Annotated in this window: 22 protein-coding genes and 1 tRNA gene; 10 read left to right on the forward strand and 13 right to left on the reverse strand. The window is 73.0% G+C overall.

Annotated elements, in window-relative coordinates; genetic code table 11:
• Nucleotides 1-3 precede the first annotated feature (3 nt).
• The 7 genes from tatC to ACWEOH_RS15500 form a co-directional block, all read right to left on the reverse strand.
• A complete protein-coding gene (gene tatC, locus ACWEOH_RS15470) occupies nt 4-756 on the reverse strand; it encodes a twin-arginine translocase subunit TatC (protein WP_452033894.1) in 753 nt (250 codons plus the stop codon).
• A 50-nt stretch (nt 757-806) separates the two neighbouring features.
• A complete protein-coding gene (gene tatA, locus ACWEOH_RS15475) occupies nt 807-1,085 on the reverse strand; it encodes a Sec-independent protein translocase subunit TatA (RefSeq protein WP_148735001.1) in 279 nt (92 codons plus the stop codon).
• Between the two features lie 119 nt (nt 1,086-1,204).
• The gene (locus ACWEOH_RS15480; protein WP_452032470.1) at nt 1,205-2,200 is read right to left on the reverse strand and encodes a helix-turn-helix transcriptional regulator; all 996 of its coding nucleotides are present in this window, start codon (nt 2,198-2,200) and stop codon (nt 1,205-1,207) included.
• Nucleotides 2,200-3,219: a helix-turn-helix transcriptional regulator gene (locus ACWEOH_RS15485; RefSeq protein WP_452032472.1), complete on the reverse strand. Its 1,020-nt coding sequence runs from the start codon at nt 3,217-3,219 to the stop codon at nt 2,200-2,202. Before ACWEOH_RS15485 ends, ACWEOH_RS15480 begins: the two co-directional genes overlap by 1 nt.
• A gap of 49 nt (nt 3,220-3,268) precedes the next feature.
• Entirely contained in the window at nt 3,269-4,216 is a 948-nt protein-coding gene (locus ACWEOH_RS15490; protein ID WP_452032474.1) for an FKBP-type peptidyl-prolyl cis-trans isomerase, read from the reverse strand.
• Nucleotides 4,217-4,260: 44 nt separating this feature from the next.
• Nucleotides 4,261-5,322 carry a tRNA (adenine-N1)-methyltransferase gene (locus ACWEOH_RS15495; RefSeq protein ID WP_452032476.1) on the reverse strand — a complete coding sequence of 354 codons (1,062 nt, stop codon included), beginning with the start codon at nt 5,320-5,322 and terminating at the stop codon, nt 4,261-4,263.
• The gene (locus ACWEOH_RS15500) at nt 5,319-5,993 is read right to left on the reverse strand and encodes an HAD family hydrolase (RefSeq protein WP_452032478.1); all 675 of its coding nucleotides are present in this window, start codon (nt 5,991-5,993) and stop codon (nt 5,319-5,321) included. Before ACWEOH_RS15500 ends, ACWEOH_RS15495 begins: the two co-directional genes overlap by 4 nt.
• 76 nt (nt 5,994-6,069) lie before the next feature.
• On the opposite strand from ACWEOH_RS15500, the gene ACWEOH_RS15505 reads away from it, so the two are divergent.
• Nucleotides 6,070-7,011 (forward strand): PAC2 family protein, encoded by a 942-nt coding sequence (locus ACWEOH_RS15505; protein WP_238476436.1) that lies wholly within the window; start codon nt 6,070-6,072, stop codon nt 7,009-7,011.
• Between the two features lie 88 nt (nt 7,012-7,099).
• On the opposite strand, the gene ACWEOH_RS15510 is transcribed toward ACWEOH_RS15505, so the two are convergent.
• On the reverse strand, nt 7,100-7,918 hold the full coding sequence (locus ACWEOH_RS15510; protein WP_452032481.1) for an undecaprenyl-diphosphate phosphatase: 819 nt from the start codon (nt 7,916-7,918) through the stop codon (nt 7,100-7,102).
• 67 nt (nt 7,919-7,985) lie between these two features.
• Nucleotides 7,986-9,320: a M20/M25/M40 family metallo-hydrolase gene (locus ACWEOH_RS15515; protein ID WP_452032482.1), complete on the reverse strand. Its 1,335-nt coding sequence runs from the start codon at nt 9,318-9,320 to the stop codon at nt 7,986-7,988.
• Nucleotides 9,321-9,426: 106 nt separating this feature from the next.
• On the opposite strand from ACWEOH_RS15515, the gene ACWEOH_RS15520 reads away from it, so the two are divergent.
• The 7 genes from ACWEOH_RS15520 to ACWEOH_RS15550 all read left to right on the forward strand — a co-directional run bounded on the left by ACWEOH_RS15520 (nt 9,427) and on the right by ACWEOH_RS15550 (nt 18,985).
• Nucleotides 9,427-9,510, forward strand: a tRNA-Leu gene (locus ACWEOH_RS15520).
• A 268-nt stretch (nt 9,511-9,778) separates the two neighbouring features.
• Entirely contained in the window at nt 9,779-10,501 is a 723-nt protein-coding gene (locus ACWEOH_RS15525) for a hypothetical protein (RefSeq protein WP_452032483.1), read from the forward strand.
• Nucleotides 10,498-12,033, forward strand: a complete 1,536-nt coding sequence (locus tag ACWEOH_RS15530; RefSeq protein WP_452032485.1) for a DNA polymerase Y family protein — start codon at nt 10,498-10,500, stop codon at nt 12,031-12,033. Before ACWEOH_RS15525 ends, ACWEOH_RS15530 begins: the two co-directional genes overlap by 4 nt.
• Nucleotides 12,033-15,476, forward strand: coding sequence for an error-prone DNA polymerase (locus ACWEOH_RS15535; protein WP_452032487.1), 3,444 nt, complete (start codon nt 12,033-12,035; stop codon nt 15,474-15,476). Before ACWEOH_RS15530 ends, ACWEOH_RS15535 begins: the two co-directional genes overlap by 1 nt.
• A gap of 65 nt (nt 15,477-15,541) precedes the next feature.
• Entirely contained in the window at nt 15,542-16,765 is a 1,224-nt protein-coding gene (locus tag ACWEOH_RS15540; RefSeq protein ID WP_452032489.1) for an MFS transporter, read from the forward strand.
• 59 nt (nt 16,766-16,824) lie between these two features.
• Nucleotides 16,825-17,697 carry a DUF3097 domain-containing protein gene (locus ACWEOH_RS15545; protein ID WP_452032491.1) on the forward strand — a complete coding sequence of 291 codons (873 nt, stop codon included), beginning with the start codon at nt 16,825-16,827 and terminating at the stop codon, nt 17,695-17,697.
• A gap of 193 nt (nt 17,698-17,890) precedes the next feature.
• On the forward strand, nt 17,891-18,985 hold the full coding sequence (locus tag ACWEOH_RS15550) for a VIT1/CCC1 transporter family protein (protein ID WP_452032493.1): 1,095 nt from the start codon (nt 17,891-17,893) through the stop codon (nt 18,983-18,985).
• 57 nt (nt 18,986-19,042) lie between these two features.
• Here the strand turns inward: ACWEOH_RS15550 and ACWEOH_RS15555 are convergent, their stop codons facing one another.
• Nucleotides 19,043-19,519, reverse strand: a complete 477-nt coding sequence (locus ACWEOH_RS15555) for an Lrp/AsnC family transcriptional regulator (RefSeq protein ID WP_452032495.1) — start codon at nt 19,517-19,519, stop codon at nt 19,043-19,045.
• Nucleotides 19,520-19,629: 110 nt separating this feature from the next.
• Here ACWEOH_RS15555 and ACWEOH_RS15560 point away from each other — a divergent pair, with 110 nt between their 5' ends.
• Nucleotides 19,630-20,856, forward strand: coding sequence for a trans-sulfuration enzyme family protein (locus ACWEOH_RS15560; RefSeq protein ID WP_452032496.1), 1,227 nt, complete (start codon nt 19,630-19,632; stop codon nt 20,854-20,856).
• 64 nt (nt 20,857-20,920) lie between these two features.
• Here the strand turns inward: ACWEOH_RS15560 and ACWEOH_RS15565 are convergent, their stop codons facing one another.
• Entirely contained in the window at nt 20,921-22,348 is a 1,428-nt protein-coding gene (locus ACWEOH_RS15565; RefSeq protein ID WP_452032498.1) for an MFS transporter, read from the reverse strand.
• A gap of 89 nt (nt 22,349-22,437) precedes the next feature.
• A complete protein-coding gene (locus ACWEOH_RS15570; RefSeq protein ID WP_452032500.1) occupies nt 22,438-24,243 on the reverse strand; it encodes a DEAD/DEAH box helicase in 1,806 nt (601 codons plus the stop codon).
• Nucleotides 24,244-24,361: 118 nt separating this feature from the next.
• Here ACWEOH_RS15570 and ACWEOH_RS15575 point away from each other — a divergent pair, with 118 nt between their 5' ends.
• Nucleotides 24,362-25,147, forward strand: a complete 786-nt coding sequence (locus tag ACWEOH_RS15575; protein WP_452032502.1) for an SGNH/GDSL hydrolase family protein — start codon at nt 24,362-24,364, stop codon at nt 25,145-25,147.
• 6 nt (nt 25,148-25,153) lie between these two features.
• Here the strand turns inward: ACWEOH_RS15575 and ACWEOH_RS15580 are convergent, their stop codons facing one another.
• The gene (locus ACWEOH_RS15580) at nt 25,154-26,443 is read right to left on the reverse strand and encodes a D-alanyl-D-alanine carboxypeptidase family protein (RefSeq protein WP_452032503.1); all 1,290 of its coding nucleotides are present in this window, start codon (nt 26,441-26,443) and stop codon (nt 25,154-25,156) included.
• Nucleotides 26,444-26,462 lie beyond the last annotated feature (19 nt).

A 26,462-nucleotide genomic window follows, 5' to 3' on the forward strand; every position in this document is an offset into this window, starting at 1 on the left:
AGCCTAGACAGCGGCTCCGAACTCCACGCGGTTGCGGCGCTCGACACGGCGGTCGTGCAGGTGCGCGATGAACCACGCGCCGAAGTACAGCGCGATCATCGGGATCGCGAGCATGAACATCGAGATGATGTCGGCCGAGGGGGTCGCGATGGCCGTGAACAGCACGATCACGAGGATCGCGATGCGCCACGACTTGATGATCGCCTTCGCGCTGATGATGCCCGCGAAGTTCAGCAGGACGATGAACACCGGCACGACGAACGCGATGCCGATCGCCACGACGAGCTTCAGGACGAAGTCGATGTACTCCTTCGCCGTGAGCAGGGACTCGGCGCCGTCGGGCACGAAGCTCGTCATGAGCTTCACGATGTTCGGCAGCACGAACCACCCGGCCGCGCAGCCGGCGAAGAAGAGCGGGATCGCGGTGGCGAAGAACGCCAGGGTGAACTTGCGCTCACGCGTGTTGAGCCCGGGCACGAGGAACGCGAAGATCTGGTAGAGCCAGACGGGGGCCGAGATCACGATGCCGAGCGTGAACGCGATCTGCAGGCGCAGGTCGAACGCGCTCGAGATCGTCGGGAAGATGATCGCCGTGTCGCTCCCCTGCGCCTCGGCGACCCGCTCGACCGGCTCCTGGATGGCCTGCCAGACGAAGGCGTCGGTCAGCCACCATCCGAGCGCCATGCCCACGACGATGGCGATGGCCGAGATGAAGAGGCGCTTGCGCAGCTCGATGAGATGCGCGCCCAGCGACATCCGCTTCTCGCGGTTCTTCTCCCCGCGATCCTTCACCGCGGACATCGGGGTCAGCGGCTCTTGCCGGTATCGGCCTCGTCGGTCTTGGCCTGGCCGCCCGCGACGTCGGACGTCGCCGGAGTGCTCGTCGCGGTGGTGCTCGACGTGGTGCCGTCGGCCGCCTCCGCGTCAGTCGCCGCACCGTCCTTCTCGGGACGGACCTCGCTCTTGAGGATCTTCATCGACTGCCCGAGGCTGCGGGCGAGCGCCGGGAGCTTCGGCGCGCCGAAGAGCAGCAGGATGACCACGAGGATGATCAGCGCGTGCCAACCAGTGAAGCCTTGCCACATAGGTGTTCGTCCGTTCTCGGGGGGATCGTGCGGCCAGTCTACCTGCCGAATCCCGCGGGCGAGACAATCGAGGGCCGGGCGGCTCCGGGCCGCCCGAGGCGCGGCACTCGAGCATCGAGTCAGCGAGGGCCGGCGGATGCCTCGCGGTCGCCGTATCCCGCGAGCCCCGCCGCCGCCCATTCGACGACCGCCGCCCGCGCCTCGGCCGGGGCGACGACCGTCACGAGGCCGGGCAGGCCGGCGACGAGGCGCTTCAGCCCGTGGACATGCGCGAGCCGCAGCGTGACGCGCAGGCGCCCGTCGATCTCGCGGGTGCTCGAGTCCGCGAGGTAGTCCGCGAGCAGCGGCAGCGCCGACGGCTCGACGTCGACGATGACGTCGAGATCGGACTCCGAGCCCTGGAAGAGGGTGTCGGGCACCGCGCGACCCGAGTGGTCGCCGATCGGCTCGTCGGTGAGCACGAGGTCGCTCATGCGGTCGACGCGGAAGTTCCGCACGTCCTCGCGGGTGTGGCAGAACGCCTGCAGGTACCAGTCCGCGTCCTGCGAGATGATCCGCAGCGGATCGGCACGGCGACGGCCGCGCTCGCCCCTCGCGTTGAGGTAGTCGAACTCGAGCTGCCGGCCCTCGGCCACGGCCTCGCGGATCAGCGCGAGCGACGCATCGGCCTCGGTCTCGGCGACCGCGAGCCGGCTCGGCGCAGCGGAGGCGCCCGCGGTCAGCTTCGCCATGAGCGAGGCGAGCGACGCGCTGCCGGCGTTCTCGGGCGAGGCCGAGAGGTACTGCAGTCCGGCGATGAGCGCGGCCGCCTCGCGCGCGGAGAGCCGCGGCGCGTCGTCGATCGCGACGTGGTGCACGACGATGACGACGTCGTCCTCCTCGAAGGAGTCCCAGTCGATGTCGAACAGGTCGTTCGGCTGGTACGTGCCGGTCTCCCCCGGCAGACCCGAGGTCGCGATGAGCCGCACCGCGTCGCGGATCTCCTCCTCGGTCATGCCGAAGTGCTGCGCCGCCTCGGACACGTCGACGACCCGCCGCTCGAGCAGGTACGGCACGAACGAGAGCAGGAAGACGAGCTTGTCGGGCGCCTTGAGCGGCTTCTGGCGCTTCGCCATCACGCGACTCCCCCGTTCCGGTGCGCGGCCACGACCGCCTCGAGCCGGGCGCGCACCGCCTCGCGCAGCGGTACGGGACCGATGACGCGCACCTCGGGGCCGTAGGCGGCGAGCTCGTCGGCGAAGACCGCGGCATCCGTGTAGTGCAGCCGGATGACCCCGGCGTCCTCGTCGCGCAGCACGGCCCGCTTGCCGAGGCGCACCTCGGCGTCGCTGCCCGCGGTGACCGCGAGGTCGGCGGCGTTCTGCAGCCGGAGCTCGTCGAGCTCGGCGAGGATGCGGTCCTGGATGCCGGGTGGCGGCGCGTCGAACGTGAGGCCAGGCACCGGCTCGACGGCGCCGACGATGCGCGAGAGCAGGAACGTGCGCGGGCCCTGCGCGTCGCGGTCGAACGCGTGCAGGTGCCAGCGGCCCTCGTGCAGCACGACCGCGAGGGGGTTCACCGTGCGCTCGCGCGGCGCGGCCTCACCCGGCTTGAAGTAGCGGAAGCGCACGACCTGCCGGCGGTCGAGGGCCTGGCGCAGCGGCTCGAACGCCGCATCCCGGACCCGAAGGCGGGGTGCGTAGCCGATGACGGGTTCGCGCGGCTCGATGCCGAGCGACCGCAGCTTGGTGAGCGCGCGCTGTGAGTCGGCAGAGAGCGACGCCTCTCGCCAGACCTCGGCGGCGAGGCCCAGCAGCGCGAGCTCGTCTGGCGTGAACCGCACCTCGTCGGGCAGGTCGTACTGGCCCTTCGGGATGCGGTAGCGCAGGGCCTGGTTGTCGCCGGGGCGGTCGGGCGACTCCACGGTCTCGAGCGGGATGCCGAGCTCGCGGATGTCGTCCTTGTCGCGCTCGAACTGCCGCTCGAGGTTGGCGTTCTGGCCGGACTCGTCGTACCGCTCGGCGTAGCCGCGCACGGTCGAGAGGATCTCGGACTTCAGCAGCCCGGTCTCGGTCGCGAGGAGCGCGAGCACGAGGCTGAAGAGCCGATCTTCGACGGGGATGCGCTGCTCGCCCGTTCGTCCTCCACCAGCCACACGAGCGATCATACTGAACCGCGGGCGGCGTCAGGCCGCCGTCGCCGGCTCAGATCACGCCCAGGATGTCGATCACGAAGAAGAGCGTAGAATTCGCCGGGATCTGGGAGTTCCCCTGCTCGCCATAACCCTCGGACGGCGGGATGATGACGCCGACCTGCGAGCCCACCTGCTGTCCGATGAGCGCATCCGCGAAGCCGGGGATGACCTGGGCGTCCTCGCCCTTCGTCACGACGAACGTTGCCGGGGCGCCGTTCTCCCAGGTGGAGTCGAACACCGTGCCGCCGTCCCAGAGCACGCCCGTGTACTGCACGACGACCGAGTCGCCGTCTTCGATCGTCTCTCCGTTGCCCTGCTTCAGGACCTCGACCTCGGTGTGGTCCTTCGCGGGCGGGTCATTGTCGGGCACCGTGATGCCGGGCCGGCCGTCGGGCGCGAGCACGACCGCCGGGAAGCCGTCGCGGCTGAGGCGCGGCGCACCGTCGGCTCGCGACCTGAACGCGCGGTCCACGTCGACGACGAGCACGAGGCTGTCGTCGGGCGAGATGTTCAGCGACGGGTTGCCCTCCTCGCCGAACCCGTCTGCGGGCGGCACGACGACGGCGACGCGGGAGCCGACCTTCGCGCACGACAGCGCCTTGTGCAGGCCGGGCAGGATGGCCGTGGAGTTGGTGACCGAGATGGGGTCCTCGTCGCCGAAGCCGGCGACCTGCAGTTCCTCGCCCGTCGCGCCGTTGTAGACCGCGAGGCCGACGAGCGCCTGCTGCCCCTCCTGCAGGTACTCCCCCTCGCCCGCGATGACCTCGGTGCACTGCGTCTCCTCGGGCACGAGCGGCGTGGGGAAGTCCACGCGCGGTGCCGTGCCGAAATCGCCCTTCACCACGACGGCGTCTGACGACTGCCCCGGCGCCGCGTCGGGCGCGGGTGCGGTGGCGCAGCCGGACAGGGCGACGGCGACCAGGCCGGCGGTGGCGATGAGCGCGAGTGACGAGCGCACTGATCCTCGTTTCTTCGAAGGGGGAGCTTCGGGGCGTAGGTAGCCTACCCGCCGTTCCCGGTGGGTTCGGTGTCGGTGGTTGCGGCGGGGTCTGCCGGCTCGGCGACGTCGGCCTCCGCCTCGCCGTCGGCGCGCGAGCGCTCCGCCGCGGCATCCGCTGCGCGAATGCGCTTGCGCAGCGCCTTGTCGCTCACGACGCGTTCGCCGAGGGCGCCGGGCGTCCATGCCTCGACGTCCTCCTCGCTGAAGTCGGTCTTCGACGGGCGGCGCTTGAGCTCGGGCAGCACGGTGCCCGGCGCGAGCCGGCGCGCCGTGATGAGGAACCCGGTGTGCGCGATCATGCGATGGTCGGGGCGTACGGCGAGGCCCTGCACGTGCCAGCCGCGCACCATGGTCTCGTTCGACACCGGGTCGGTGTAGTCGCCCGTCGCCCGGATGGCCTCGGCCACGCGCGAGAGCTGCGTGACGGTGGCGATGTAGCAGAGCAGCACGCCGCCGGGCTTCAGCGCCTCGGAGACGACGTCGATGCACTCCCACGGCGCGAGCATGTCGAGCACGACGCGGTCGACGGATGCCGCGGCGGCCTGGCGGGGCAGCTCCTCAGCCAGGTCGCCGAGCGTGATCGACCAGTTCTCGGGGTCGTGGCCGTGGAACGTCGCGACGTTGCCGCGGGCGACCTCGGCGAACTCCTCGCGGCGCTCGAACGACATGAGGCGGCCCTGCGGCCCGATGGCCCGCAGCAGCCACAGCGAGAGCGCACCCGAGCCGACGCCGGCCTCCACGACCGTGGCGCCTGGGAAGACGTCGGCCTGCGCGAGGATCTGGGCCGCGTCCTTCGGGTAGACGATGGCGGCGCCGCGCGGCATCGACATGACGAAGTCGCCGAGCAGCGGCCGCAGCGCGAGGTACTCGACGCCGACCTGGTTCGCGACGACCGAGCCGTCGGGCAGGCCGATGAGGTCGTCGTGCGCGATGGGCCCCTTGTGGGAGTGGAACAGCTTGCCCGGCTCGAGCGTGATCGTGTGCATCCGGCCCTTCGGGCCGGTGAGCTGCACGCGGTCGCCCGGACGGAAGGGCCCGCTGCGCTCCCCGCGGCTCTCGGTCATGCGCGGCCCTCGCGGACGGCGAGGAGCTCCGCGACATCCGACACCGTCTTGTCGGCGAGCGTCGGCCAGAGCACGTGGGCCGGCGCCTCGTCGAGGGCGAGGAAGTTCGGGACGCCGACCGTGACGGCGCCGGCCGACCACGCGGACGTGAGCCCCGCGGGCGAGTCCTCGATCGCGACGCAGTCGCGCACGTCGACCCCGAGCTCGGTTGCGGCGACGAGGTAGGGCTCGGGGTGCGGCTTGGGGTTCGCGACCACGTCGCCCGTGACGATCACGTCGAACGCCTCGAACGGGATGGCCGCGATCACGTCGTCGGCCATCGAGCGGATCGACATGGTGACGAGCGCTGTGGGCACGGATGCCGTTCGCAGCGCCTCGAGGAGCTCGCGGGCGCCCGGGCGCCACGGCACGCCCTGCTCGACGAGCTGCTGCTTCACCCGGCCCGTGAGGCGGTGGACGATCGTGTCGGCGTCGAGGTCGACCCCCGCGGCCTGGAACACGCGGGCGGACTCCCAGAGCCCCATGCCGACGAGGCCGAGGCCGTCTTCATGCGTCCAGCGACCGCCGAAGGACTCGACGAGCTCCACCTCTGCCGCCATCCAGTACTGCTCGGTGTCGACGAGGGTGCCGTCCATGTCCCAGAGGACGGCGGCGGGAAGGCGAGTGGTCACAACCCGCAAGTCTACGGCCACGGCCTATTGTGGAGGGGACCCCGGTCCACCCGGGGCGGAGAGCGGGGCACCTTTGGTGGATCAGCGGGCCGGTTTCGAGGGCGGAAGGCTCCTCGTCGTCGCCTTCGAGGGCTGGAACGACGCCGGTGAGGCCGCGACCGGTGCCGCGAAGCTCCTCGCGGAGCGCCTCGGCCTCGTCGAGATCGCCGCGGTCGATCCCGAGCTGTACTTCGACTACCAGTTCACGCGGCCCACCGTGGCGGTCGGCGACGACGGCACGCGCCGGCTCGAATGGCCCGGCGCCGCGATCCTCGGCCCCGGTGGCCGCCCGGCGCCCGCCGACGAGGACCGGGTGACCGGCCCCGGCGCCGCCGCGCTGCACGTGCTGCTCGGCGCCGAGCCGGCACGCAGCTGGAAGGGCTTCGCCGCCGAGCTCGTCGACGCGGCGCTCGCCGCCGACATCGAGGGCATCGTGCTGCTCGGCGCGATGCTCGCCGACGCCCCGCACACGCGCCCGCTCGCCGTCTTCGCCTCGAGCGAGAACCGCGAGGTGCGCGACGAGCTCGGCGTCGACCGCTCGAGCTACGAGGGGCCCGTCGGCATCCTCAGCGTGATCGCCGACCAGGCCGAGCGGGTGGGCATCCCCACGGTGTCCCTGTGGGCGTCGGTGCCGCACTACGTGCACAACGCGCCCTCGCCGAAGGCCGTGCTCGCCCTGCTCGCGAAGCTCGAGGAGCTGACGGGGCTCAGCATCCCGCGCGGCTCGCTCGAGACCGAGGCCAAGGCGTGGGAGGCCGGCGTCGACGCCCTCGCCGCCGACGACGAGGACATGGCGGGCTACATCGCCCAGCTCGAGCAGGCGCGCGACGCGGTCGACGCGCCCGAGGCGAGCGGCGAGGCGATCGCGCGCGAGTTCGAGCGCTACCTGCGGCGTCGCGGCGACGGTCCCGAGGGCGGCCGGGCCGACGGTCGCGAGGGCCCCCGCGACGAGCCCTGGCGGCCGCGCGACGGGTCCTGAGCCGAGCGGATGCCGCGGCGGCATCCGTCATCTGAACGCGTGCCATCGCGGCATCCGCTCATCGCCTGAGGCCGCGGCGCGGCATCCGTCACGCGTCGATGGTGCCCGTCGCGAGGAGCGCGAAGATCGTGCCGCCGAGGACGATGCGGTAGATCACGAACGGCAGGAAGCTGTGCCGCGAGATCCACTGCATGAAGAACGCGATGACGAGGATCGCGACGACGAACGCGACGAGGGTCGCGGCGGCCGTCTCGATGGGGCCGTACACCGCGGGCTCGCCCCAGCTCTTGAACAGCTGGTAGAAGCCCGAGCCGAACACGGCGGGGATCGCGAGCAGGAACGCGTAGCGTGCGGCGGCCGCGCGCTCGTAGCCGAGGAACAGGCCCATCGTGATGGTGCCGCCCGAGCGGGAGACGCCCGGGATGAGCGCGAGCGCCTGCGCGAGGCCGAACAGAATGCCGTGCGGCACCGTGATCTGGTCGAGCGTGCGGCGCTTGGCGCCCGCCCAGTCGGCGAGTCCGAGGATGAGGCCGAACACGACGAGCATGGTCGCGACGATCCAGAGGGAGCGGAACACGGTCTCGATCTGGTCCTGGAACAGGATGCCGAGCACGACGATCGGGATCGAGCCGATGATGATCAGCCAGCCCATCCGGGCGTCGGGATCGTGCCGCGGGACGCGCCCGAACAGCGAGCGGAACCAGTGCGAGATGATGCGCACGATGTCGCGCCAGAAGAACACGACGACGGCCGTCTCGGTGCCGATCTGCGTGATCGCGGTGAAGGCGGCGCCGGGGTCCTGCGCGTTCGGCAGGAACTCGCCGAGGATCCGGAGGTGCGCGCTCGAGGAGATCGGGAGGAACTCGGTGAGGCCCTGCACCAGGCCGAGGATGATCGCTTCGAGCACGTTGGGGAATCCGCCTTCCGCCGGCTCTCGCTGAGCGCCGGGAGTCGTCGTCGGTGGGCCGTCGAGGTCAGTAGTCGAGGAGCAGGTCCTCGAGCACCCGCCTTCCGAAGGATAGTGCGTCGAGCGGAACGCGCTCGTCGACGCCGTGGAACATGGCCGGGAAGTCGAGGTCGGCGGGCAGGCGCAGCGGCGAGAACCCGTAGCCCGCGATGCCGAGCCGATGGAGCGACTTGTTGTCGGTGCCGCCCGAGAGGAGGTAGGGGAAGACGGGCGCGCCGGGGTCGTGCCGGCCGAGCGATCGCGTCACCGCGTCGACGAGGGGTCCGCGGGTGGATGCCTCGAGCCCGACGTCCTTGTGCACGAACTCGATCTCGATGTCGTCGCCGATGATCTCGCGCACCTCGGCGAGCACGGCCTCCTCCTGCCCGGGGATCGTGCGGATGTCCACGAGCGCCTCCGCGCGGTCGGGGATCACGTTGTGCTTGTAGCCCGCGTCGAGGACCGTCGGGTTCGTCGTGGTGCGCAGCGTCGCGGTGATGAAGCCCGACGCGGATCCCGTCGCGAGCGCGAGCTCGTCGGGCGAGACCTGCTCGGGGTCGACGCCGAGCGCGCCGGCGATCGCGCCCAGGAGCTCGCGCGTCGTGTCGGTGAGGTGCAGCGGCCACTCGGTGCGGCCGAGGCGCGCGATCGCCTCGGCGAGCCGCGTCACCGCGTTGTCGCGGATCAGGCGCGACCCGTGCGCGGCGACGCCGCGGGCGATGAGCCGGACCCAGATGAGCGACTTCTCCCCCGTCTGCAGGAGGTACGCGCGCGTGCCGCCCACGGTGATCGAGTAGCCGCCGACCTCGCTGATGGCCTCGGTGGCGCCCGCGAAGAGCTCGGGGTGGTGGTCGACGAGCCAGCTCGCGCCGCGTCCGCCGCCCGCCTCCTCGTCGGCGAAGAACGCGACGACGAGCTCGCGCTCGGGCAGCGACCCGTTGCCGATGATGTCGGCGAGGGCCGTGAGGATCATGGCGTCCATGTCCTTCATGTCCACGGCGCCGCGGCCCCAGAGCATGCCGTCGCGGATCTCCCCCGCGAACGGGTCGACGCTCCAGTTGCGCGGGTCGGCCGGCACCACGTCGAGGTGCCCGTGCAGGACGAGCGCCGGCTTGTCGGGGTTGCGGCCGGGCACGCGGGCGACGACGCTCGTGCGGCGCGCCTCGGGCTCGAACATCCTGGGCTCGAGGCCCAGCGCCGCGAGCCTCGCCTCGACGTACTCTGCGGCCTCCCGCTCGCCCTTCGCGCGCCCCTCCCCGTGGTTGGTCGTGTCGAACCGGATGAGGTCGCGGGCGACCACCGCGGTCTCGTCGAGCTCGGTGCCGGAGTGGGTCGTCTGCGGGGCTGCGGGTGACTCGGCCATGCGTCTCACCGTAGCCCGCCGCCGTGGCGGCGCGTGTACGAGGCGCCCCGGATTCCGTGCTAGTGTCTTCTCTCGGGCCTGCGGGAGACTGCGGGGCCGACACAACGCGCGGGTGGCGGAAATGGCAGACGCGCTAGCTTGAGGTGCTAGTGCCCTAACGGGCGTGGGGGTTCAAGTCCCCCCTCGCGCACGCGTTGTGCAGAAGGCCGGATCATTCGTGATCCGGCCTTCTCTCGTCTCCGGGCGGATGCCGGGTGCCCTGGCGTTTCTCAGGAGTTTCCGGCCCGGCCGGCGCGGATTCGCGGCGTGTCGCCCTGAGGACGGCACCGTTCGCGCGGCGCCGTCCTGAGAAACGATCGTGGCGGGCGCGACACGCCGTCGGGCCCCGAACGCGGGGTGGACGGTCGGCTCTGCGGACTTGCCGGATTCGAACGTATGTTCGAAACTGGAGCATGACCATGACCGCTCCCCTCGTCGCCCCAGCGCCCCGCCCGGCGCGCGTCGAGGAGCTGCAGGCCCGCATCCGCGGGATGCAGGCGACGCGGCTCGACTCGAAGGCCGTGCCGACGCATCCGGCGCTCGAGTCGGTGCTGCCGGGCGGCACGCTCCGCGAGGGCACCGTGGTGCAGGTCGAGGGGTCGACTACGCTGCTCATGGCGCTGCTGGCGGGGCCGAGCGCGAGCGGTCGCTGGGTCGCCGTCGCGGGCATGCCCGAGTTCGGGGTCGAGGCGGCCTCGCGGTTCGGCATCGCGCTCGAGCGGCTCGTGCTCGTGCCCGATCCGGGGCGCCAGTGGCTCACGGTCGTCGCCGCGCTCGCCGACGTCATCCCCGTGGTCGCGGTGCGGCCGGCGGGGCGGGTCTCTCCCGCAGAGACGAGCCGCCTCCAGGCCCGGCTGCGCCAGCGCGGCACCACGCTGCTCGTCGCGGGCGAGTGGCCCGGCAGCGACGCCCGCCTCGGCGTCGAGGCGAGCGAGTGGCAGGGGCTCGAGCGCGGCCACGGGCACCTCGCCGGGCGCGAGGTCGTGGTCAGCGTCGCGGGCCGCGGCGAGTTCGTGCGCCGCACGCAGTCGCGGCTGCGGCTGCCCGGGCGTTCGCTCGAGTTCGCGCCCGTCGAGGCCGCCGCCGCCCCGCCCGTCGAGCCGATCCGCCTCGACGACCTCGAGCGGAGGGCCACCGGATGACCGTCGACCCCGGTCGCACCATCGTGCTGTGGTGCCCCGACTGGCCGATCCTCGCGGTGTGCCGCGAGCTCGGCCTCGACCCCGACGCGCCGCTCGCGCTCACCGAGTCCGGCCTCGTCTTCGCCTGCTCGGCCGCCGCCCGCCGCGACGGCGTCGCCCGGGGGCTGAAGCTCCGCGAGGCGCAGTACCGCTCCCCCGCGCTCACCGTGCTCGACTACGACATCGCCCTCGACGTGCGCGTCTTCGAGCCCGTGGTGCGCCGGGTCGAGGCCACGGTGCCGGGGGTGCAGCTCATCCGCCCCGGCACGCTCGCCATGCGCGCCCGCGGGCCCGCGCGCTACTACGGCGGCGAGGAGGCCGCGGCGGCGGCCCTCCTCGAGACCGTCGGGGTGCCCGGCGCCAGGGTGGGCATCGCCGACGGGCCGTTCGCGGCCGAGCAGGCGGCGCGCACCGCTCGCACGTCGTCGGTCGCGATCGTGCCGCCCGGGGCATCCGCGGAGTTCATCGCGCCGCTGCCCGTGGGCCTCGTGGTCGACGCGCGCACGACGACGCTGCTCACCCGGCTCGGCGTGCGCACGCTCGGCGAGTTCGCTGCGCTCCCCGCCGACGACGTACGGCGCCGCTTCGGCGCGGCCGGGGCGCTCGCGCACGACCGGGCGGCCGGCCGCGAGCAGGCGCGGGTCGTCGCGCGCACGCCACCGCCCGAGTTCGAGGTGGAGCAGCACTTCGAGCCCCCGCTCGACCGCATCGACCAGCTCGCCTTCGCGTTCCGCGTGGGCGCCGAGGAGTTCATCGAGCGCATGCGCGCCGTGCGACTCGTGTGCACGGGCCTGCGCATCGAGCTCGACGACGAGGACGGCGGCCACTCGAGCCGCAGCTGGCTGCATCCGCGGTGGTTCACGCCCGCCGACGTCGTCGACCGGGTGCGCTGGCAGCTGCAGGGCGCCGGCACCGCCGACAGCGGGCTCGCCTCGCCGATCGTGCGGCTGCGGGTCGTGCCCGAGCGCATCGACTCGACGGGCAACCACGAAGAGGGGCTCTGGGGCGGCGGCCCCGACGAGCGCGTGCACCACGGGCTCACGCGCGTGCAGAGCATGCTCGGGCACGAGGCCGTCGTGACCGCGGCGATCGGCGGCGGCCGCATGCTCGCCGACCGGCAGGTGCTCGTGCCGTGGGGCGACCGACCGCCCGAGCGCGCGGGCGACGCGCCGTGGCCCGGCAGCCTGCCGGCGCTGGCACCCGCGAGCGTGTTCCGCGAGCGGCTGCCGATCGCGCTCCTCGACGCCCGAGGCGAGCTCGTCGCCGTCGACGGCCGCGGTGCGATCTCGGCCGCGCCCGAGCGGTTCGCCGTGGGCGGCGGCGAGTCCGCGCCGGTGCGCGCCTGGGCTGGTCCGTGGCCGGTCGTCGAGCGCTGGTGGGACGCCGAGCAGGCCAAGCGCGTGCACCGGTTCCAGGTCGTCGACGACGACGGCTGCGCCTGGCTCCTCGTGCGCGACCGCGAGGGCTGGTGGGCCGAGGCGAGGTACGACTGATGGGCTGGAACAACCCGTCGATCCCGTGGTCGGAGCTCGAGCAGAAGCTCTCCGACCGTCGGCGCCCGGGCGGGCCCCCGATCATCGCCGACGGCGGCGACAGCCCCGCGTGGAGTCGCAAGCGGCATCCGTACCGCCCATCGGAGGGCCTCGAGGCGCCCGCGGGTCCGATCGTGCCGTACGCCGAGCTGCACGCGCACTCCGCGTTCAGCTTCCTCGACGGCGCCTCATCGCCCGAGCAGCTCGTCGAGGAGGCGCACCGGCTCGGGCTCTCGGGTCTCGCGATCACCGACCACGACGGCTTCTACGGCATCGTGCGGTTCGCCGAGGCGGCCGAGAGCTTCCCCGAGCTCACCACGGTGTTCGGCGCGGAGCTCTCGCTCGGGCTGCCAGAGCCGCAGATGGGCGTCGCCGACCCCGAGGGCGAGCACCTGCTCGTGCTCGCCCGGCAGGAGGCGGGCTACCACCGCCTCGCGAGCGCCATCACCGCGGGACAGCTCGCGGGCGGCGAGAAGGGGCGCCCGGTCTACTCCCTCGAGCAGCTCGCCGCGCAGTCGGGCGGCGAGTGGGTGATCCCCACTGGATGCCGCAAGGGCGCCGTGCGGCGCGCGCTGGCCGACGGCGGGGCGGATGCCGCGTGGCGCGAGCTCGACCGGCTGGTCGCGCTGTTCGGCCGCGACCACGTCGTCGTGGAGCTCTTCGACCACGGGCACCCGCACGACCAGGATGCGAACGACGCCCTCGCGGCGCTCGCGGAGCGCGCCCGCGTGCCGCTGCTCGCGACCAACGCGGTGCACTACGCCACGCCCGGCGAGCACCGCCTCGCGTCGGCGCTCGCGGCGGTGCGAGCCCGGCGCAGCCTCGACGAGCTCGACGGATGGCTCCCCGCCTCCGACGGGCTGCACCTGCGCTCGGGCGCCGAGATGATTCGCCGCTTCGACCGGTACCCGGGCGCGGTCGCTCGCTCGGTCACGCTCGCCGAGGAGCTCGGGTTCCGGCTGCGCAGTGCGCGCCCGCGGCTGCCCCGCCAGGAGGTGCCGGAGGGGCACACGCCCATGAGCTGGCTGCGCGAGCTCGTGTGGTCGGGCGCCGAGCGACGCTACCCCGGGCTCCCCGACCACGTGTGCGAACGGCTCGCCCGCGAGCTCGACGTCATCGAGCAGAAGGACTTCCCCGGGTACTTCCTCATCGTGTACGACCTCGTGCGCGAGGCGCGCAGTCGCGGCATCCTGTGCCAGGGTCGTGGCTCAGCGGCGAACTCGGCGGTCTGCTACGTGCTCGACATCACTGCGGTGGACTCGATCTACTTCGACCTGCCGTTCGAGCGCTTCCTCTCGGCGCTGCGCGACGAGGAGCCCGACATCGACGTCGACTTCGACTCCGATCGGCGCGAGGAGATCATCCAGTACGTCTACGGCAAGTACGGCCGTCACAACGCCGCGCAGGTGGCGAACGTCATCAGCTACCGGCCGAAGGTCGCGGTGCGCGACATGGCGAAGGCGCTGGGGTACTCCACCGGGCAGCAGGACGCCTGGTCGAAGCAGGTCGAGCGGTGGGGCGCCGTGGTCTCCACCGACGACCACGACATCCCCGCCCCGGTCGTCGAGCTCGCCGAGCAGCTGCTCACGTTCCCCCGGCATCTCGGCATCCACTCGGGCGGCATGGTGCTCACCGACCGACCCGTCGGCGAGGTGTGCCCCATCGAGCACGCCCGCATGGAGAACCGCACGGTGCTGCAGTGGGACAAGGACGACTGCGCGTGGATGGGCCTCGTGAAGTTCGACCTGCTCGGCCTGGGCATGCTCGCCGCGCTGCAGTACACGTTCGACCTCGTGCGCGAGACCACGGGCGAGGAGTGGGAGCTCGCCACCATCCCGAAGGAGGAGGCGGCCGTCTACGACATGCTCTGCCGTGCCGACTCGGTGGGCGTCTTCCAGGTCGAGAGCCGGGCGCAGATGGGCACGCTCCCCCGGCTGCAGCCGCGCTGCTTCTACGACCTCGTGGTCGAGATCGCGCTCATCCGGCCCGGCCCGGTGCAGGGCGGTGCGGTGCACCCCTACATCCGCCGGCGCACGGGCGAGGAGCCGGTGAGCTACCTGCATCCGAAGCTCGAGCCCGTGCTCGCCCGAACCCTCGGCGTGCCGCTGTTCCAGGAGCAGCTCATGCAGATGGCGGTCGCGGTCGGCAACTGCAGCGCGGCCGACGCCGATCTGCTGCGCCGGGCGATGGGCTCCAAGCGCGGCATCGAGAAGATCGAGCGGCTCCGCGAGAAGCTCTACGCCGGCATGGCCGAGAACGGCATCGCCCTCGACGTGGCCGACTCCATCTACGAGAAGATCGAGGCGTTCGCGAACTTCGGCTTCGCCGAGAGCCACGCGCTGAGCTTCGGGCTGCTCGTCTACGCGAGCTCCTGGCTGAAGCTGCACTACCCCGCCGCGTTCCTCGCCGCGCTGCTGCGCGCGCAGCCGATGGGCTTCTACTCGCCGCAGACGCTCACCGCCGATGCGCGACGGCACGGGGTGCGGATGCTGCGGCCCGACATCCTGCGCTCGGGCGTCGACGCGCGGCTCGAGGCGATCGACGCGGCATCCGATGCGGTCGGCGACGACGATGCCGCCGGCGGCAACCGGCGCGCCCCGACCGGCATGGACGCGTGCGTCGACGCCGTGCAGCCGTCCGTCGACCGCTTCGACCGGGAGGCCCCAGACCGCTCCGCCGAGCACCGGCGCGACGACGCGTTCGCCGTGCGGCTCGGGCTGGCCGACGTCTCGTCGATCGGCACGGCCGTGGCCGAGCGCATCATCGCCGAGCGCGCAGCCCGCGGCCCGTACCGCGACATGGCCGACGTCTCCCGGCGGGCCGGCCTCGACGCCGAGCAGCTCGAGGCGCTCGCCGCGGCCGGCGCGTTCTCGGGCTTCGGACTCGAGCGACGCGAGGCGCTCTGGCTCGCGGGCGAGGCCGCGCAGGACCGCGAGGAGTACCTCGCCGGCTCGGTCGTCGTGGTGCAGCCGCCGCTGCTGCCGATGCTGAGCGACGCCGAGCAGGTCGTGTACGACCTGTGGGCCACCGGCATCTCCCCCGACGACCACCCGATCCGGCACATCCGCGAGCAGCTCGACGAGCGCGGGGCGATCCGCATCGACCGGCTGCGGCAGACCGAGAGCGGCCGGCGCATCGAGGTGGGCGGCGTCGTCACGCACCGGCAGCGGCCGGCGACGGCGAGCGGCATCACGTTCATGAACGTCGAAGACGAATCGGGCACGCTCAACGTGATCGCCGGGGTCGGCGTGTGGAACCGGTACCGGCGCGTCGCCCGAGAGGCGCCGGCGATGATCGTGCGCGGCATCCTCGAGCGCTCGCCCGAGGGGGTCGTCAACCTCGTCGCCGACCGGTTCGAGCGCCTCATCGTCTCGGCGCCGAGCCGCTCGCGCGACTTCCGCTGATCCCGAACGAGGCGCCCGTCCGCCGACTCGCCCGCAGCGTGGCCGCCGGGCATACAGTGAGCCCTGTGGGGAACCGCGGTCGACGAGCCCACGCCGACGAAACCGAGATCACGACGCGCGAACCGGCGGAGCGCCTGTTCACGTCCGCGTTCGTCATGCTCGCGGTGGCCGAGCTCGCCTACTTCACCGCCGCGGGCGTCGCGATCTTCGTGCTTCCACTGCACGTCACCGGGCCCGTCGGCGGCGACGAGGCCACGGCCGGCCTCGCATTCGGCGTCTTCGCGGTGTCGGCGCTGGTGCTCCGGCCGCTCGCCGGCCGCCTGGCGGACGTGTACGGCCGGCTCCCCCTGCTCCTCGGCGGCGCCCTGCTCGCCGCGGCCAGCCTCGTGCTGCTCGCGCTCACCCGCGATCTCGTGTCGGTCGTGGTGCTCCGCCTCCTGGCGGGAGTCGCGGAGGCCGCGTTCTTCGTCGCGGGGTTCGCCGCGCTCGCCGACCTCGCTCCGCCGTCCCGGCTCGGCGAGGCGCTCTCGTACAACTCGCTCGGCCTCTACCTCGGCATCGCGCTCGGGCCCGTGCTCGGCGAAGCCCTCACGCAGCTCGGCGGCGCCACCCTCGAGTGGTGGGGCGCCGGCGGACTGGCCGTGCTCTCGGCGGTCCTGGCCCTCTTCATCGGCGAGACCCGGGAGGGCCCACCGCCCGAACCGGGCGATCGCCACCTCGTCCATCGTCCCGCGCTGCCGATCCTCGTCGGGTTCCTCGCATCCCTGCTGGCGATGGGCGGGTTCCTGGCCTTCGTGACGCTCCACGGCACGCGTGTGGGCTTCGAGCTGCCGAGCCTGGCGCTCTTCACCTACGGCGCGGTCGTCGTGGTCTGCCGGGTCGCCTTCGCCAAGGTGCCCGACCGCCTTCCCGCCCTCCCGCTCGGCGCCGCCGCGCTCATCACGATCGCGCTCGGCCTCACCGTGGTCGCCGTCTGGGCGTCGCCGATCGGCCTCGTCGTCGGCGCCGCGATCACTGCGGTCGGCGTCGCCTTCTCGACGCCGGCATTCTTCTCCGCCATCTTCGCCACGGCATCGCCCTCGCAGCGCGGTGTCGCCTCGGGCACCGCCAGCGCGGCGATCGACCTGGGCCTCGGCCTCGGCCCGATCGCGCTCGGCCTCCTGGCGCAGCCGTTCGGGATCCCGTGGGCCTTCGCGGCGGGTGCGACGATCGCGGCGCTCGGCGCGATCTGGACGCTCGCCCTCTCCCGGCGGACGGCGGGCCGCGAGCGTCGACCGGCGTCCGCTTGATTCCCCGATCGGCCGTGTCGACGCGCGGCCGTCCGCGCCGCGTCCGCTAGCCTCGACCGGTGCCGACCCCGACCCACGACCCGAACGGACCCGATCGCTACGGCGCGGACGTGCTCGCGGGCGACTGGCGGGCTCGGGGACGCCGCACGATCCCGACGCTCGAGGCCGAGCGCGACCTCGTCGTCGAGCTCGCCGCCGACGGATTCTGCGGGGCGGTCGTGGCGGTCGACAAGCGGCACGTGACGCTCGAAGATCGCTTCGGCGCGAAGCGCGTGTTCCCGCTCGGGCACGGCTTCCTCGTCGACGGCGAGGCCGTGCAGCTCGTGCTCCCCGCTCCGAAGGCTCCGACCGGGCGGCTCCGCACCGCGTCGGGCTCGTTCGCCGTCGAGCAATCGCCCGCCCGCGTCGCGCTGCCGAGCCGCATCTTCGTCGAGGGCCGGCACGACGCCGAGCTCGTCGAGAAGGTCTGGGGCGCCGACCTGCGCATCGAAGGCGTCGTGGTCGAGTACCTCGAGGGCGTCGACGTGCTCGCCGCGCAGCTCGACGAGTTCCGTCCGGGGCCGAGCCGCCGCGCGGGCATCCTCGTCGACCACCTCGTGCCGGGATCGAAGGAGCAGCGCATCGCCGACGCGGTGGCGCGCGGCCCGCACGGTCGGCACGTGCTCGTGGTGGGACATCCGTTCATCGACGTGTGGCAGGCCGTCAGGCCCGCGCGCCTCGGACGCGACGCGTGGCCCGTCATCCCGCGCGGCACCGAGTGGAAGCACGGCGTGTGCGAGGCGTTCGGGTGGCCGCACGCCGACCAGGCCGACATCGCACGGGCGTGGCAGCACATCCTCGGCCGCGTGCGCGGCTACGGCGACCTCGAGCCCGCGCTCCTCGGTCGCGTGGAGGAGCTGATCGACTTCGTGACGGCGCCCGCCGAGGGCTGATCCGGCCGGTTCCTCCGGCCCGGCCGTTCGGCAGTCCGAAACCCGTTCGGCGCTCCGAAATGCTGCCAATCCGGGCCGATCGGCCGGTTCGCGCCCGGCGCGCCGATATCGTGGCTGAGGCCGCGCGAGCGGCGAGGACGTGACGGAGCGGGAGCGACCGGACGTCGGCTCCCCGATGGGATGTGTGGAGCGGATGAGTGACGATCGGCCGGGAACGGCGGCGGAACGGGCACGTTGGCGGCGCTACCTCGCGGACGAGCGTGCGGAGGCGGCCGTCTATCGCGAGCTCGCCGCGCGACGCGACGGCGAGGAGCGCGAGATCCTGCTCGCCCTCGCCGCGGCCGAGGGGCGGCACGAGGCGCACTGGCTCCGGCTGCTCGACGGCGACGACTCCGGCGTTCCGCGTGCCGACGTGCGCACCCGGATGCTCGGCGGACTCGCGCGCCGGTTCGGCTCGATCTTCGTGCTCGCGCTCGCCCAGCGCGCCGAGGCCCGCTCCCCCTACGCCACCGACCCCGACGCGACCGCCGCCATGGCGGCCGACGAGCGCATCCACGGGGAGGTCGTGCGCGGGCTCGCCGCGCGTGGCCGGCGCCGGCTCGCGGGCACCTTCCGCGCTGCCGTGTTCGGCGCCAACGACGGCCTCGTCTCGAACCTCGCGCTCGTGCTCGGCATCGGCGCGACGGGTGTTCCGGCGTCCGTCGTGCTGTTCACCGGCATCGCGGGCCTCCTCGCGGGCGCGCTCTCGATGGGCGCCGGTGAGTACGTGTCGGTGCGGTCGCAGCGCGAGCTGCTCGAGGCATCCGCCCCCGACCCGACGGCGCGCGAGGCGCTCGTCGACCTCGACCTCGACGCGAACGAGCTCGCCCTCGTGTACCGCGCCCGCGGCATGGAGGAGGGCGACGCCAGTGAGCACGCGGCGCTCGTGATGGCCCGGGTGCGCGCGGCCGAGCAGCTCGCGGCGCCGACCGACGCGCTCACGGTGTCGGCGGCGCACGACGACGAGGCCGTCGGAACGGGCCTGTCGGCCGCGATCTCGAGCTTCCTGTTCTTCGCGTCGGGCGCGCTCATCCCCGTGCTGCCGTGGATCTTCGGCCTCAGCGGGGCCGCCGCGATCATCACGGCGACCGTGCTCGTGAGCATCGCGCTGCTGGCCACGGGCGCCACGGTCGGTCTGCTCTCTGGCGCGTCGCCGATGAAGCGGGCATTCCGCCAGCTCGCGATCGGCCTCGGCGCGGCCGCGGTCACGTACGTGCTCGGTCTCGCGTTCGGCACGACGATCGGCTGACGCGCGGTCGGCTGGACCGCCGCTCCGCGCTGGTGGGCGTGCGACCCGGTGGTTCGCCTACCCGACGAGCCGGTTCCAGCCGTCGCCTTCGACGTGCTCGAAGATGAGGTTCGTCTCGGTGTGCGCCACGGCCGGATGCCCCGTGAGGTGTGCGAGCACGAACTCGCGGAGCTCCTCGGCGTCGCGCGCGGCGACGTGCAGCAGGTAGTCCTCCGCGCCCGCCATGTGGTACACGGCGAGGACGCCCGGCAAGTGCGGCACCTGCGCGCGGAACGCGTCGATCTCGCTGCGATCGTGCTTCACGAGGCGCACCGCGATGAGCGCCTGCAGCGACACCCCGAGCGAGGCCAGGTCGACGTCGACATGGTACCCGCGCACCGTGCCGAGGCTCTGCAACCGCCGCAGCCGGAGCGATACGGTGGACTCGGCGACGCCGACCTCCGCGGCGAGGGCGGCGCCCGAGGCCCTCGCATTCGCCGAGAGCGCGCGCAGCAGCGCACGGTCGACGCGGTCGAGTTCGGGTTTCTGCGCCATGAGCTCGGCTCCCCTCGGTGTGGCGTGAAGATTCTTCGGCCCTGAGAGTCTAGCGCGACGATCGTGCATGCGGGTTTGCGAATTGCTGCAGATCCTGCTTTCTTCGAGGCATGCAGACATCGTCGTCGCAGTTCGAGACCCGCGCCGTGCACGGCGGCATGGACGGGGTCCGGGCGAGCGGATCCCACGTTCCCGTCATCGACTTCTCCACCACGAACCCGCTCGGGTCGGTCGAGACCGGCGGCCTCTCCTACGAGGAGCTCGCCACCGGCCACGACCTCGGCGAGGGCCGATCGGCCGTCTACCAGCGGCTCTGGCAGCCCGGCGTCGCGCGCTTCGAGGAGTCGCTCGCGGGACTCGAGGGCACCGAGGGCGCGGTCGCGTTCGCGAGCGGCATGGCGGCGCTCGCGGCGACGCTCATCGCGACGGCCTCCGCCGGCAGGCCGCACGTCGTGGCCGTGCGCCCGCTCTACGGCGGCACCGACCACGTACTCGAGAGCGGCCTGCTCGGCACCCGGGTCACCTGGACCGACGCCGACGGCATCGCCGCCGCGATCGAGGCCGACACCGGGCTCGTCGTCGTCGAGACGCCCGCGAACCCGACGCTCGAGCTCCTCGACCTGCGCCGGGTGACGGATGCCGCGGGCGACGTGCCCGTCCTCGTCGACAACACCTTCGCCACGCCCGTGCTGCAGCGCCCGGCCGAGCACGGCGCCACGCTCGTGCTGCACAGCGCCACGAAGTACCTCGGCGGACACGGCGACGTCATGGGCGGCGTAGTGGCAGCCGACCGCGACTGGGTCGAGCGGCTCCGTCGCGTCCGCGCGCTCACGGGCGGACTCCTGCACCCGATGGCGGCGTACCTGCTGCACCGCGGCCTGCGCACGCTTCCGGTGCGGGTCCGCGCCCAGCAGGAGACGGCGCGCGTGCTCGCCGAGCGCCTGGTCGCCCACCCCGCGGTGGCGCGCGTGCACTACCCCGGGCTTCCCGGTCAGGACCCGCAGGGGCTCGTCGGCACGCAGCTGGCCGGTCCCGGCGCGATCATCGCGATCGAACTCGCCGGCGGCTACGACGCGGCGGCGCGCTTCACGGAGTCGTGCGAGCTCGCCACGCACGCAGTGTCGCTCGGCGGGGTCGACTCGCTCGTGCAGCACCCGGCGTCGCTGACGCACCGACCCGTGGCGGGCGAGGCGAAGCCGAACGCCGGGGTCGTCCGCATCTCGGTCGGCCTCGAGCACGTCGACGACCTCACGGCCGACTTCATGTCGGCGCTCGACGCCGCGGCCGAGCACGGCGGGCTCGCGGTTCCCGAGCGCGCCGACGCCACGGTCGCCTGAGCCGCCGCGAGCCCCGCTCCGCGAGCGGCGCGCTTCGCGCGAGGAGCCGCTCCGCCCGCCCCGCTCACTCGGCGGCGTGCGGGGGCACGTGCGCCGAGCCGTGCGACGGCGCGTCGGCGGCCGGCGGCGTCGCGCCCGTGGCGTCGGGCGACGGGGTCGGGTTCCGGATGCCGAGCCACGACACGACGCCGCCGATGACCAGGAACACGGCCGTGGCGACGGCCGCCCGGCGGTAGCCGACGACATCGAGCTGGGTGCCCACGATCACGCCGATGCTCGCGATCGCGACGAGCCCGGCGATGCGCGCCACGGCGTTGTTGACCGCGGAGCCGATGCCCGCGCGAGCCGGGTCGACCGCGCCGAGGATGGCGGCGGTGAGCGGCGCCACCGTGATGGCCATGCCGAGCCCCATGAGCAGGATGCCTGGCAGGAGGTGCAGCCAGTAGTTCAGGTCCGCCTGCACCATGACCGTCAGCAGGTAGCCGACGCCGACGACGAGCGGCCCGATCGTCATGAAGATGCGCGGGCCGTAGCGCGTCGACAGGGTGCCGAACCGGGAGCCGAACAGCACGAGCATGATGGTGGGCGGCAGCGTCGCGAGGCCCGCCAGCGTCGCCGAGAATCCGGCGAACTGCTGCAGGAAGATCGTCAGCACGAACGGTCCGAGCGAGAACGCCGCGTAGATGAACAGCGTGGCGACATTCCCCCAGGCGAAGTTGCGCGCCCCGAACAACGAGAGCGGCAGCATCGGATACGGAGTACGGCGCTCCCAGAGCACGAACACCACGAGCGCGGCGAGCCCGACGACGAGCGGGACCCAGACCACGGGCGACGCCCACCCGAACCGGCCCTGCTCGATGAGGGCGAACACCGTGCCGCCCAGGCCGACGACGCCGAGGGCCGCGCCCGCCCAGTCGATCGGCTCACGATCGGGGTTCGGCTCGTCGCGACCGAGCGCGCGCATCATCACGAGCGCCACGGCGATGGGCACGACGTTGATCCAGAACACGAGTCGCCATGAGACGAGGTCGACCAGCAGCCCGCCGAAGAGCGGCCCGATGAGGAACGCGCTCGTGGTCCAGGCGGTCCACTGCCCGATCGCGCGACCCTGCTCGGACTTCGAGAAGGTCGCGATGATGATCGCGAGCGAGCTCGGCACGAGCAGGGCACCCGCTGCGCCCTGGAGCGCACGGCCGACGATGAAGACGATGCCGCTCGGCGCGATCGCGCAGATCACCGAGGTGACGGCGAAGCCGTAGAGCCCGATGCGGATGATGCGCAGCCTGCCGAAGGAGTCGGACAGCGACCCCGCGAGCAGGATGAACGCACCGAGCGTGAGCAGGTACGCGTCGACCGCCCACTGCTGCAGCGCGAGGCCGCCACCGAGCTCGGCGGCGAGCGACGGCAGGGCGACGTTGATGACCGCACCGTCGAGGAACGCGATGAACGAGACGACGATCGCGACGATGAGCACTCGGGTGCGGCGTTCCACCCGCCCATGCTGGCACACGCCGCCGACGTCCGCCGAGCGGGTTCGGGTCGAGCACCGTCAGCGTCCGCCGAATGCGATCAGGCGGGTCTTCAGCGCCCGCCGAGCCGCTTGCGCAGCAGCTCGATGCGCGCCTGCAGCTGCGTCACGGTCGCGTGCGCGACGTCGGGGCCGCCGCACGCCCGGCGCAGCTCGCCGTGCACGAGCGAGTGCGGATTGCCGGTCTGCCGGGCGTAGAGCCCGACGAGCGAGTTGAGCAGCGACCGCTGCTCCTTGAGCGTGCGGTAGAGCGCCACGGGCTCGGCCTGAGCGGATGCCTCGGTCTCGACCGCGTGCCGACGCCGATCCCCCGCGCGGCGCGCCTGCCGGGCCTGCCGATGGCGCAGCAGCTCCGAGACCTGCTCGGGCTCGAGCAGTCCGGGGATGCCGATGAAGTCGTGCTCCTCGTCGCTGCCGGGCTCGGCGAGCGTGCCGAACTCGGTGCCGTCGAAGACGACGCGATCGAACGCGGCATCCGAGGCGATCGCCTCCCAGGTCCCGAGGCCGACCTCCTCCGACGCACGGTCCTCGCGGTTCGCGGACTCGAGGAGGCTGTCGTCGAGGCCGTCATCGTCGCGGTCGCCGTCGCGGCGGTCGAGCGCATGGTCGCGCTCGAGCTCGAGCTGGGCCGCCAGCTCCATGAGCACCGGCACGTTCGGGAGGAACACCGACGCGGTCTCGCCGCGGCGCCGGGCGCGCACGAAGCGGCCGATCGCCTGCGCGAAGAACAGCGGCGTCGAGGCGCTCGTCGCGTAGACCCCGACGGCGAGCCGCGGCACGTCGACGCCCTCGGACACCATGCGCACGGCGACCATCCAGCGCCGCGTGTTGTCCGAGAACTCCTCGATGCGCGCGCTCGCCTCCTTCTCGTCGGAGAGCACCACCGTGACGGGTTCGCCGCAGATGCCCTCGAGGATCTGCGCGTACGCGCGCGCGACGCTCTGGTCGGTCGCGATGACGAGCCCGCCGGCGTCGGGGATGGACTGTCGCACCTCGGTGAGGCGGCGGTCGGCGGAGGCGAGCACGGCGGGGATCCACTCCCCCGTCGGCTCGAGCGCCGTGCGCCAGGCCGACGAGGTGATGTCCTTCGTGTTGTCCTCGCCAAGGCGGGCCTCCATCTCGTCGCCCGCCTTCGTGCGCCAGCGCATGTGCCCGGCGTAGACCATGAAGATGACGGGCCGCACGACGCTGTCGGCCAGCGCGCGGCCGTAGCCGTAGTCGTAGTCCGTCTGCGACAGGCGGATGCCCTTCGCGTCGGGCTCGTACCGCACGAACGGGATGGGCGCCGTGTCGGACCGGAACGGCGTGCCCGTGAGCGACAGCCGCTTCGTCGCCGGCTCGAACGCCTCGCGGATCGCGTCGCCCCACGAGAGCGCGTCGCCGCCGTGGTGCACCTCGTCGAGGATGACGAGCGTGCGCCCCGAGATCGTGAGCTCGCGATGCAGCGCGGGGCGCATCGCGACCTGCGCGTAGGTGACCGCGACGCCGTGGAAGTGGCGGGCGGTCTGGCCGTGGGCGTTGCGGAACCCGGGGTCGAGCCGGATGCCGGCGCGGGCCGCGGCATCCGCCCACTGCCGCTTCAGGTGGTCGGTCGGCGCGACGACCGTGATGCGGTCGATGACTCGGCGGTGCCGCAGCTCGGCGGCGAGCCGCAGGGCGAAGGTCGTCTTGCCGGCGCCCGGCGTCGCCGCGGCCAGGAAGTCGCGCGGCAGCTCGGCGAGGTACTGCTCGAGGGCTTCGGCCTGCCACGCGCGCAACTTGCTGGCGGTGCCCCAGGCGGCGCGCTCTGGGAAGGACGGGGAGAGGTGCTCGGCGGCCGAGGTGCCCGGCAGGTGGCCGGAGGGGGTCGCTGTGCTCACTGGATCCGAGCGTAGCGGAGGGCCCCGACATCCCCCGAACCGGGCGATTGAGCAGACGGTCCGGCGCACGCCGGGCACGATGACCGGCCGCGTCGGCAGCCGTTGGCACAATGGAGGCATGGTCAAGCAGCAGCATCCGTGGTCCCGCTACGTCGCCCTCGGCGACTCGTTCACGGAGGGCATCGGCGACCCCGAGCCCACCGTGCCGGGCGGGCACCGCGGCTGGGCCGACCGCGTGGCCGAGGTGCTCTCGCTGGGCACCGAGGACTTCGCCTACGCGAACCTCGCGGTGCGCGGCAAGCTCATCCAGCAGATCGTCGACGAGCAGCTCGAGCCCGCGCTGGCGCTCCGGCCCGACCTCATCACCATCTCCGCGGGCGGCAACGACGTCATCCGTCCGGGCACCGACCCCGACGAGATCGCCGCGCGGTTCGAGTACGCGATCGAGCGGCTCTCCCGCGACCACGCCACCATCGTGCTGTTCACGGGCGTCGACGTGGGCTTCTCCCCCGTCTTCCGCGGCATCCGGGGCAAGGTGGCGATCTACAACGAGAACCTGCGCTCGATCGCCGCGAAGCACGACTGCATCGTCGCCGACCAATGGGCCCTCGCCGAGATCCAGGACCAGCGCATGTGGGCGCCCGACCGGCTGCACCTCAACACGCTCGGCCACCACACGGTCGCGCGCATGGTGCTCGCGGCGCTCAACGTCGACAACGACCTCGAGCCCATGAAGCCCGAGCCGCTGCCGCAGGGCACGTGGCGGCAGGCGCGCGTGGAAGACCTGGCGTGGGCGCGCGAGTACCTCGTGCCGTGGGTGCTCCGCCGCATCCGGCACCAGTCGTCGGGCGACCTCATCTCCGCCAAGCGACCGGATGCCGGGCCGTACACGCTCCCCGACTGAGACGCGTCAGCCGGCGGTCGTCGCCGCCGTCGACTCGAGCGCGCCCGGGTGCGTGAGCCGCCACCAGGCGCCGGGGTCGGTGATCGTCGCGTCGAGCACGAGCGGCACCGTGATCTCCTGCGTGCCGGCGTGCACGACGGCCGTGCCCACCTCGTCGCCGCGGGCGCCGAGCGTCACCGGGTCGGCGTGCACCTCGACGTCGACGGGCGTGTCGTTCCATACGACGACGGTCGCCCCGCCCGTCGTGCGCGCGCGAGCGGTGTCGCCCCATGGCGTGTCGTAGGTCGCGAGCGCCTCGTCGGCCTCGAGCGGCACCACCTCGTGGAACCCGGGTGCGATGGAGTCCAGCAGGGCCGCGATCGCGTCGTTCAGCACGGCGTGCGTCTCGCCGCCGAGCAGCACGCCGACGACCGTGATCGAGGAGGCGCCCACGGCGAAGTCGGCCGAGAACAGCAGGTTCGCCGCGTCATCCGTCGTGCCCGTCTTGATGCCGTCGACGCCGTGCGTGCCGAGCAGCTTGTTGCCGTTCTTCAGCGTGCCGAGCTCGGGGATGTCGACCGCCTGCGTCGCCACGATCTCGGCGAGAACCGGGTTCTCGAGCGCGAGTTCGCCGAGCCGCACGAGGTCGGCGGCCGTGCTGACGTTGTCGAGCGACAGGCCGCTGGAGTCGGCGATGCGCGTGTTCGCGAGCCCGTGCGCCTCGAGCCAGGTGCGCGCCCGCTCGAGGAAGCCGTCGACCGAGCCGAACGCCCAGTTGGCGATGGAGATCGCGTAGTTGTTGCCCGACGGCAGCATCATCGCCTCGAGGCTCTCGCGCAGCGTAAGGGTCGCCCCGGCCTGTACCGGCGCGACCGAGCCGTTCTGCGCGATCATGTCCCAGTAGATGTCGACGTCGGCGTCGGTGTACGTGATCTCGGGGCCGCCCTCGCCGGCCGCGATCGGATGCTCCTCCAGCACGACGAGCGCGGTGATCACCTTCGTGATGCTCGCCGTGGCCATGGGCGCCTGCTCGTTGCCCGCGACGAGCAGCCCGTCGTAGCCGACGGCCGCGACCGCGTAGGTGCCGAACCCGGGCAGCGCGAGCGCCTGGGGGGCGGCCACGACGGGCTCGGGATCGGTGACCGCGGGCTGGGCGGCCGGAACGGGTGCCCCGAGCGCGCCGGCCGTGTAGACGCCACCCGTCGTGAGCAGCGCGACCACGAGCGCGAGCGCGCCGAACACGACGATGCGGCGCCGGCGGTAGACCGAGGCGCTCGGGCGACGCGCGTCGACGTCGGCGGGGGCAGGGGATGGCACGCATCGAGCCTAACCGCGC

The sequence above is a fragment of the Agromyces sp. NPDC004153 genome, assembly GCF_053603635.1.

Excerpts from the sequence above, each read along its gene's own strand:
- ACWEOH_RS15530 (WP_452032485.1), top strand. The coding sequence starts at position 10,498 with ATGACCGTCGACCCCGGTCGCACCATCGTGCTGTGGTGCCCCGACTGG.
- ACWEOH_RS15525 (WP_452032483.1), top strand. The coding sequence starts at position 9,779 with ATGACCGCTCCCCTCGTCGCCCCAGCGCCCCGCCCGGCGCGCGTCGAG.
- ACWEOH_RS15535 (WP_452032487.1), top strand. The coding sequence starts at position 12,033 with ATGGGCTGGAACAACCCGTCGATCCCGTGGTCGGAGCTCGAGCAGAAG.
- tatC (WP_452033894.1), bottom strand. The coding sequence starts at position 756 with ATGTCGCTGGGCGCGCATCTCATCGAGCTGCGCAAGCGCCTCTTCATC.
- ACWEOH_RS15480 (WP_452032470.1), bottom strand. The coding sequence starts at position 2,200 with ATGGCGAAGCGCCAGAAGCCGCTCAAGGCGCCCGACAAGCTCGTCTTC.
- ACWEOH_RS15550 (WP_452032493.1), top strand. The coding sequence starts at position 17,891 with ATGAGTGACGATCGGCCGGGAACGGCGGCGGAACGGGCACGTTGGCGG.
- ACWEOH_RS15555 (WP_452032495.1), bottom strand. The coding sequence starts at position 19,519 with ATGGCGCAGAAACCCGAACTCGACCGCGTCGACCGTGCGCTGCTGCGC.
- ACWEOH_RS15495 (WP_452032476.1), bottom strand. The coding sequence starts at position 5,322 with ATGACCGAGAGCCGCGGGGAGCGCAGCGGGCCCTTCCGTCCGGGCGAC.
- ACWEOH_RS15560 (WP_452032496.1), top strand. The coding sequence starts at position 19,630 with ATGCAGACATCGTCGTCGCAGTTCGAGACCCGCGCCGTGCACGGCGGC.
- ACWEOH_RS15515 (WP_452032482.1), bottom strand. The coding sequence starts at position 9,320 with ATGGCCGAGTCACCCGCAGCCCCGCAGACGACCCACTCCGGCACCGAG.
- tatA (WP_148735001.1), bottom strand. The coding sequence starts at position 1,085 with ATGTGGCAAGGCTTCACTGGTTGGCACGCGCTGATCATCCTCGTGGTC.
- ACWEOH_RS15575 (WP_452032502.1), top strand. The coding sequence starts at position 24,362 with ATGGTCAAGCAGCAGCATCCGTGGTCCCGCTACGTCGCCCTCGGCGAC.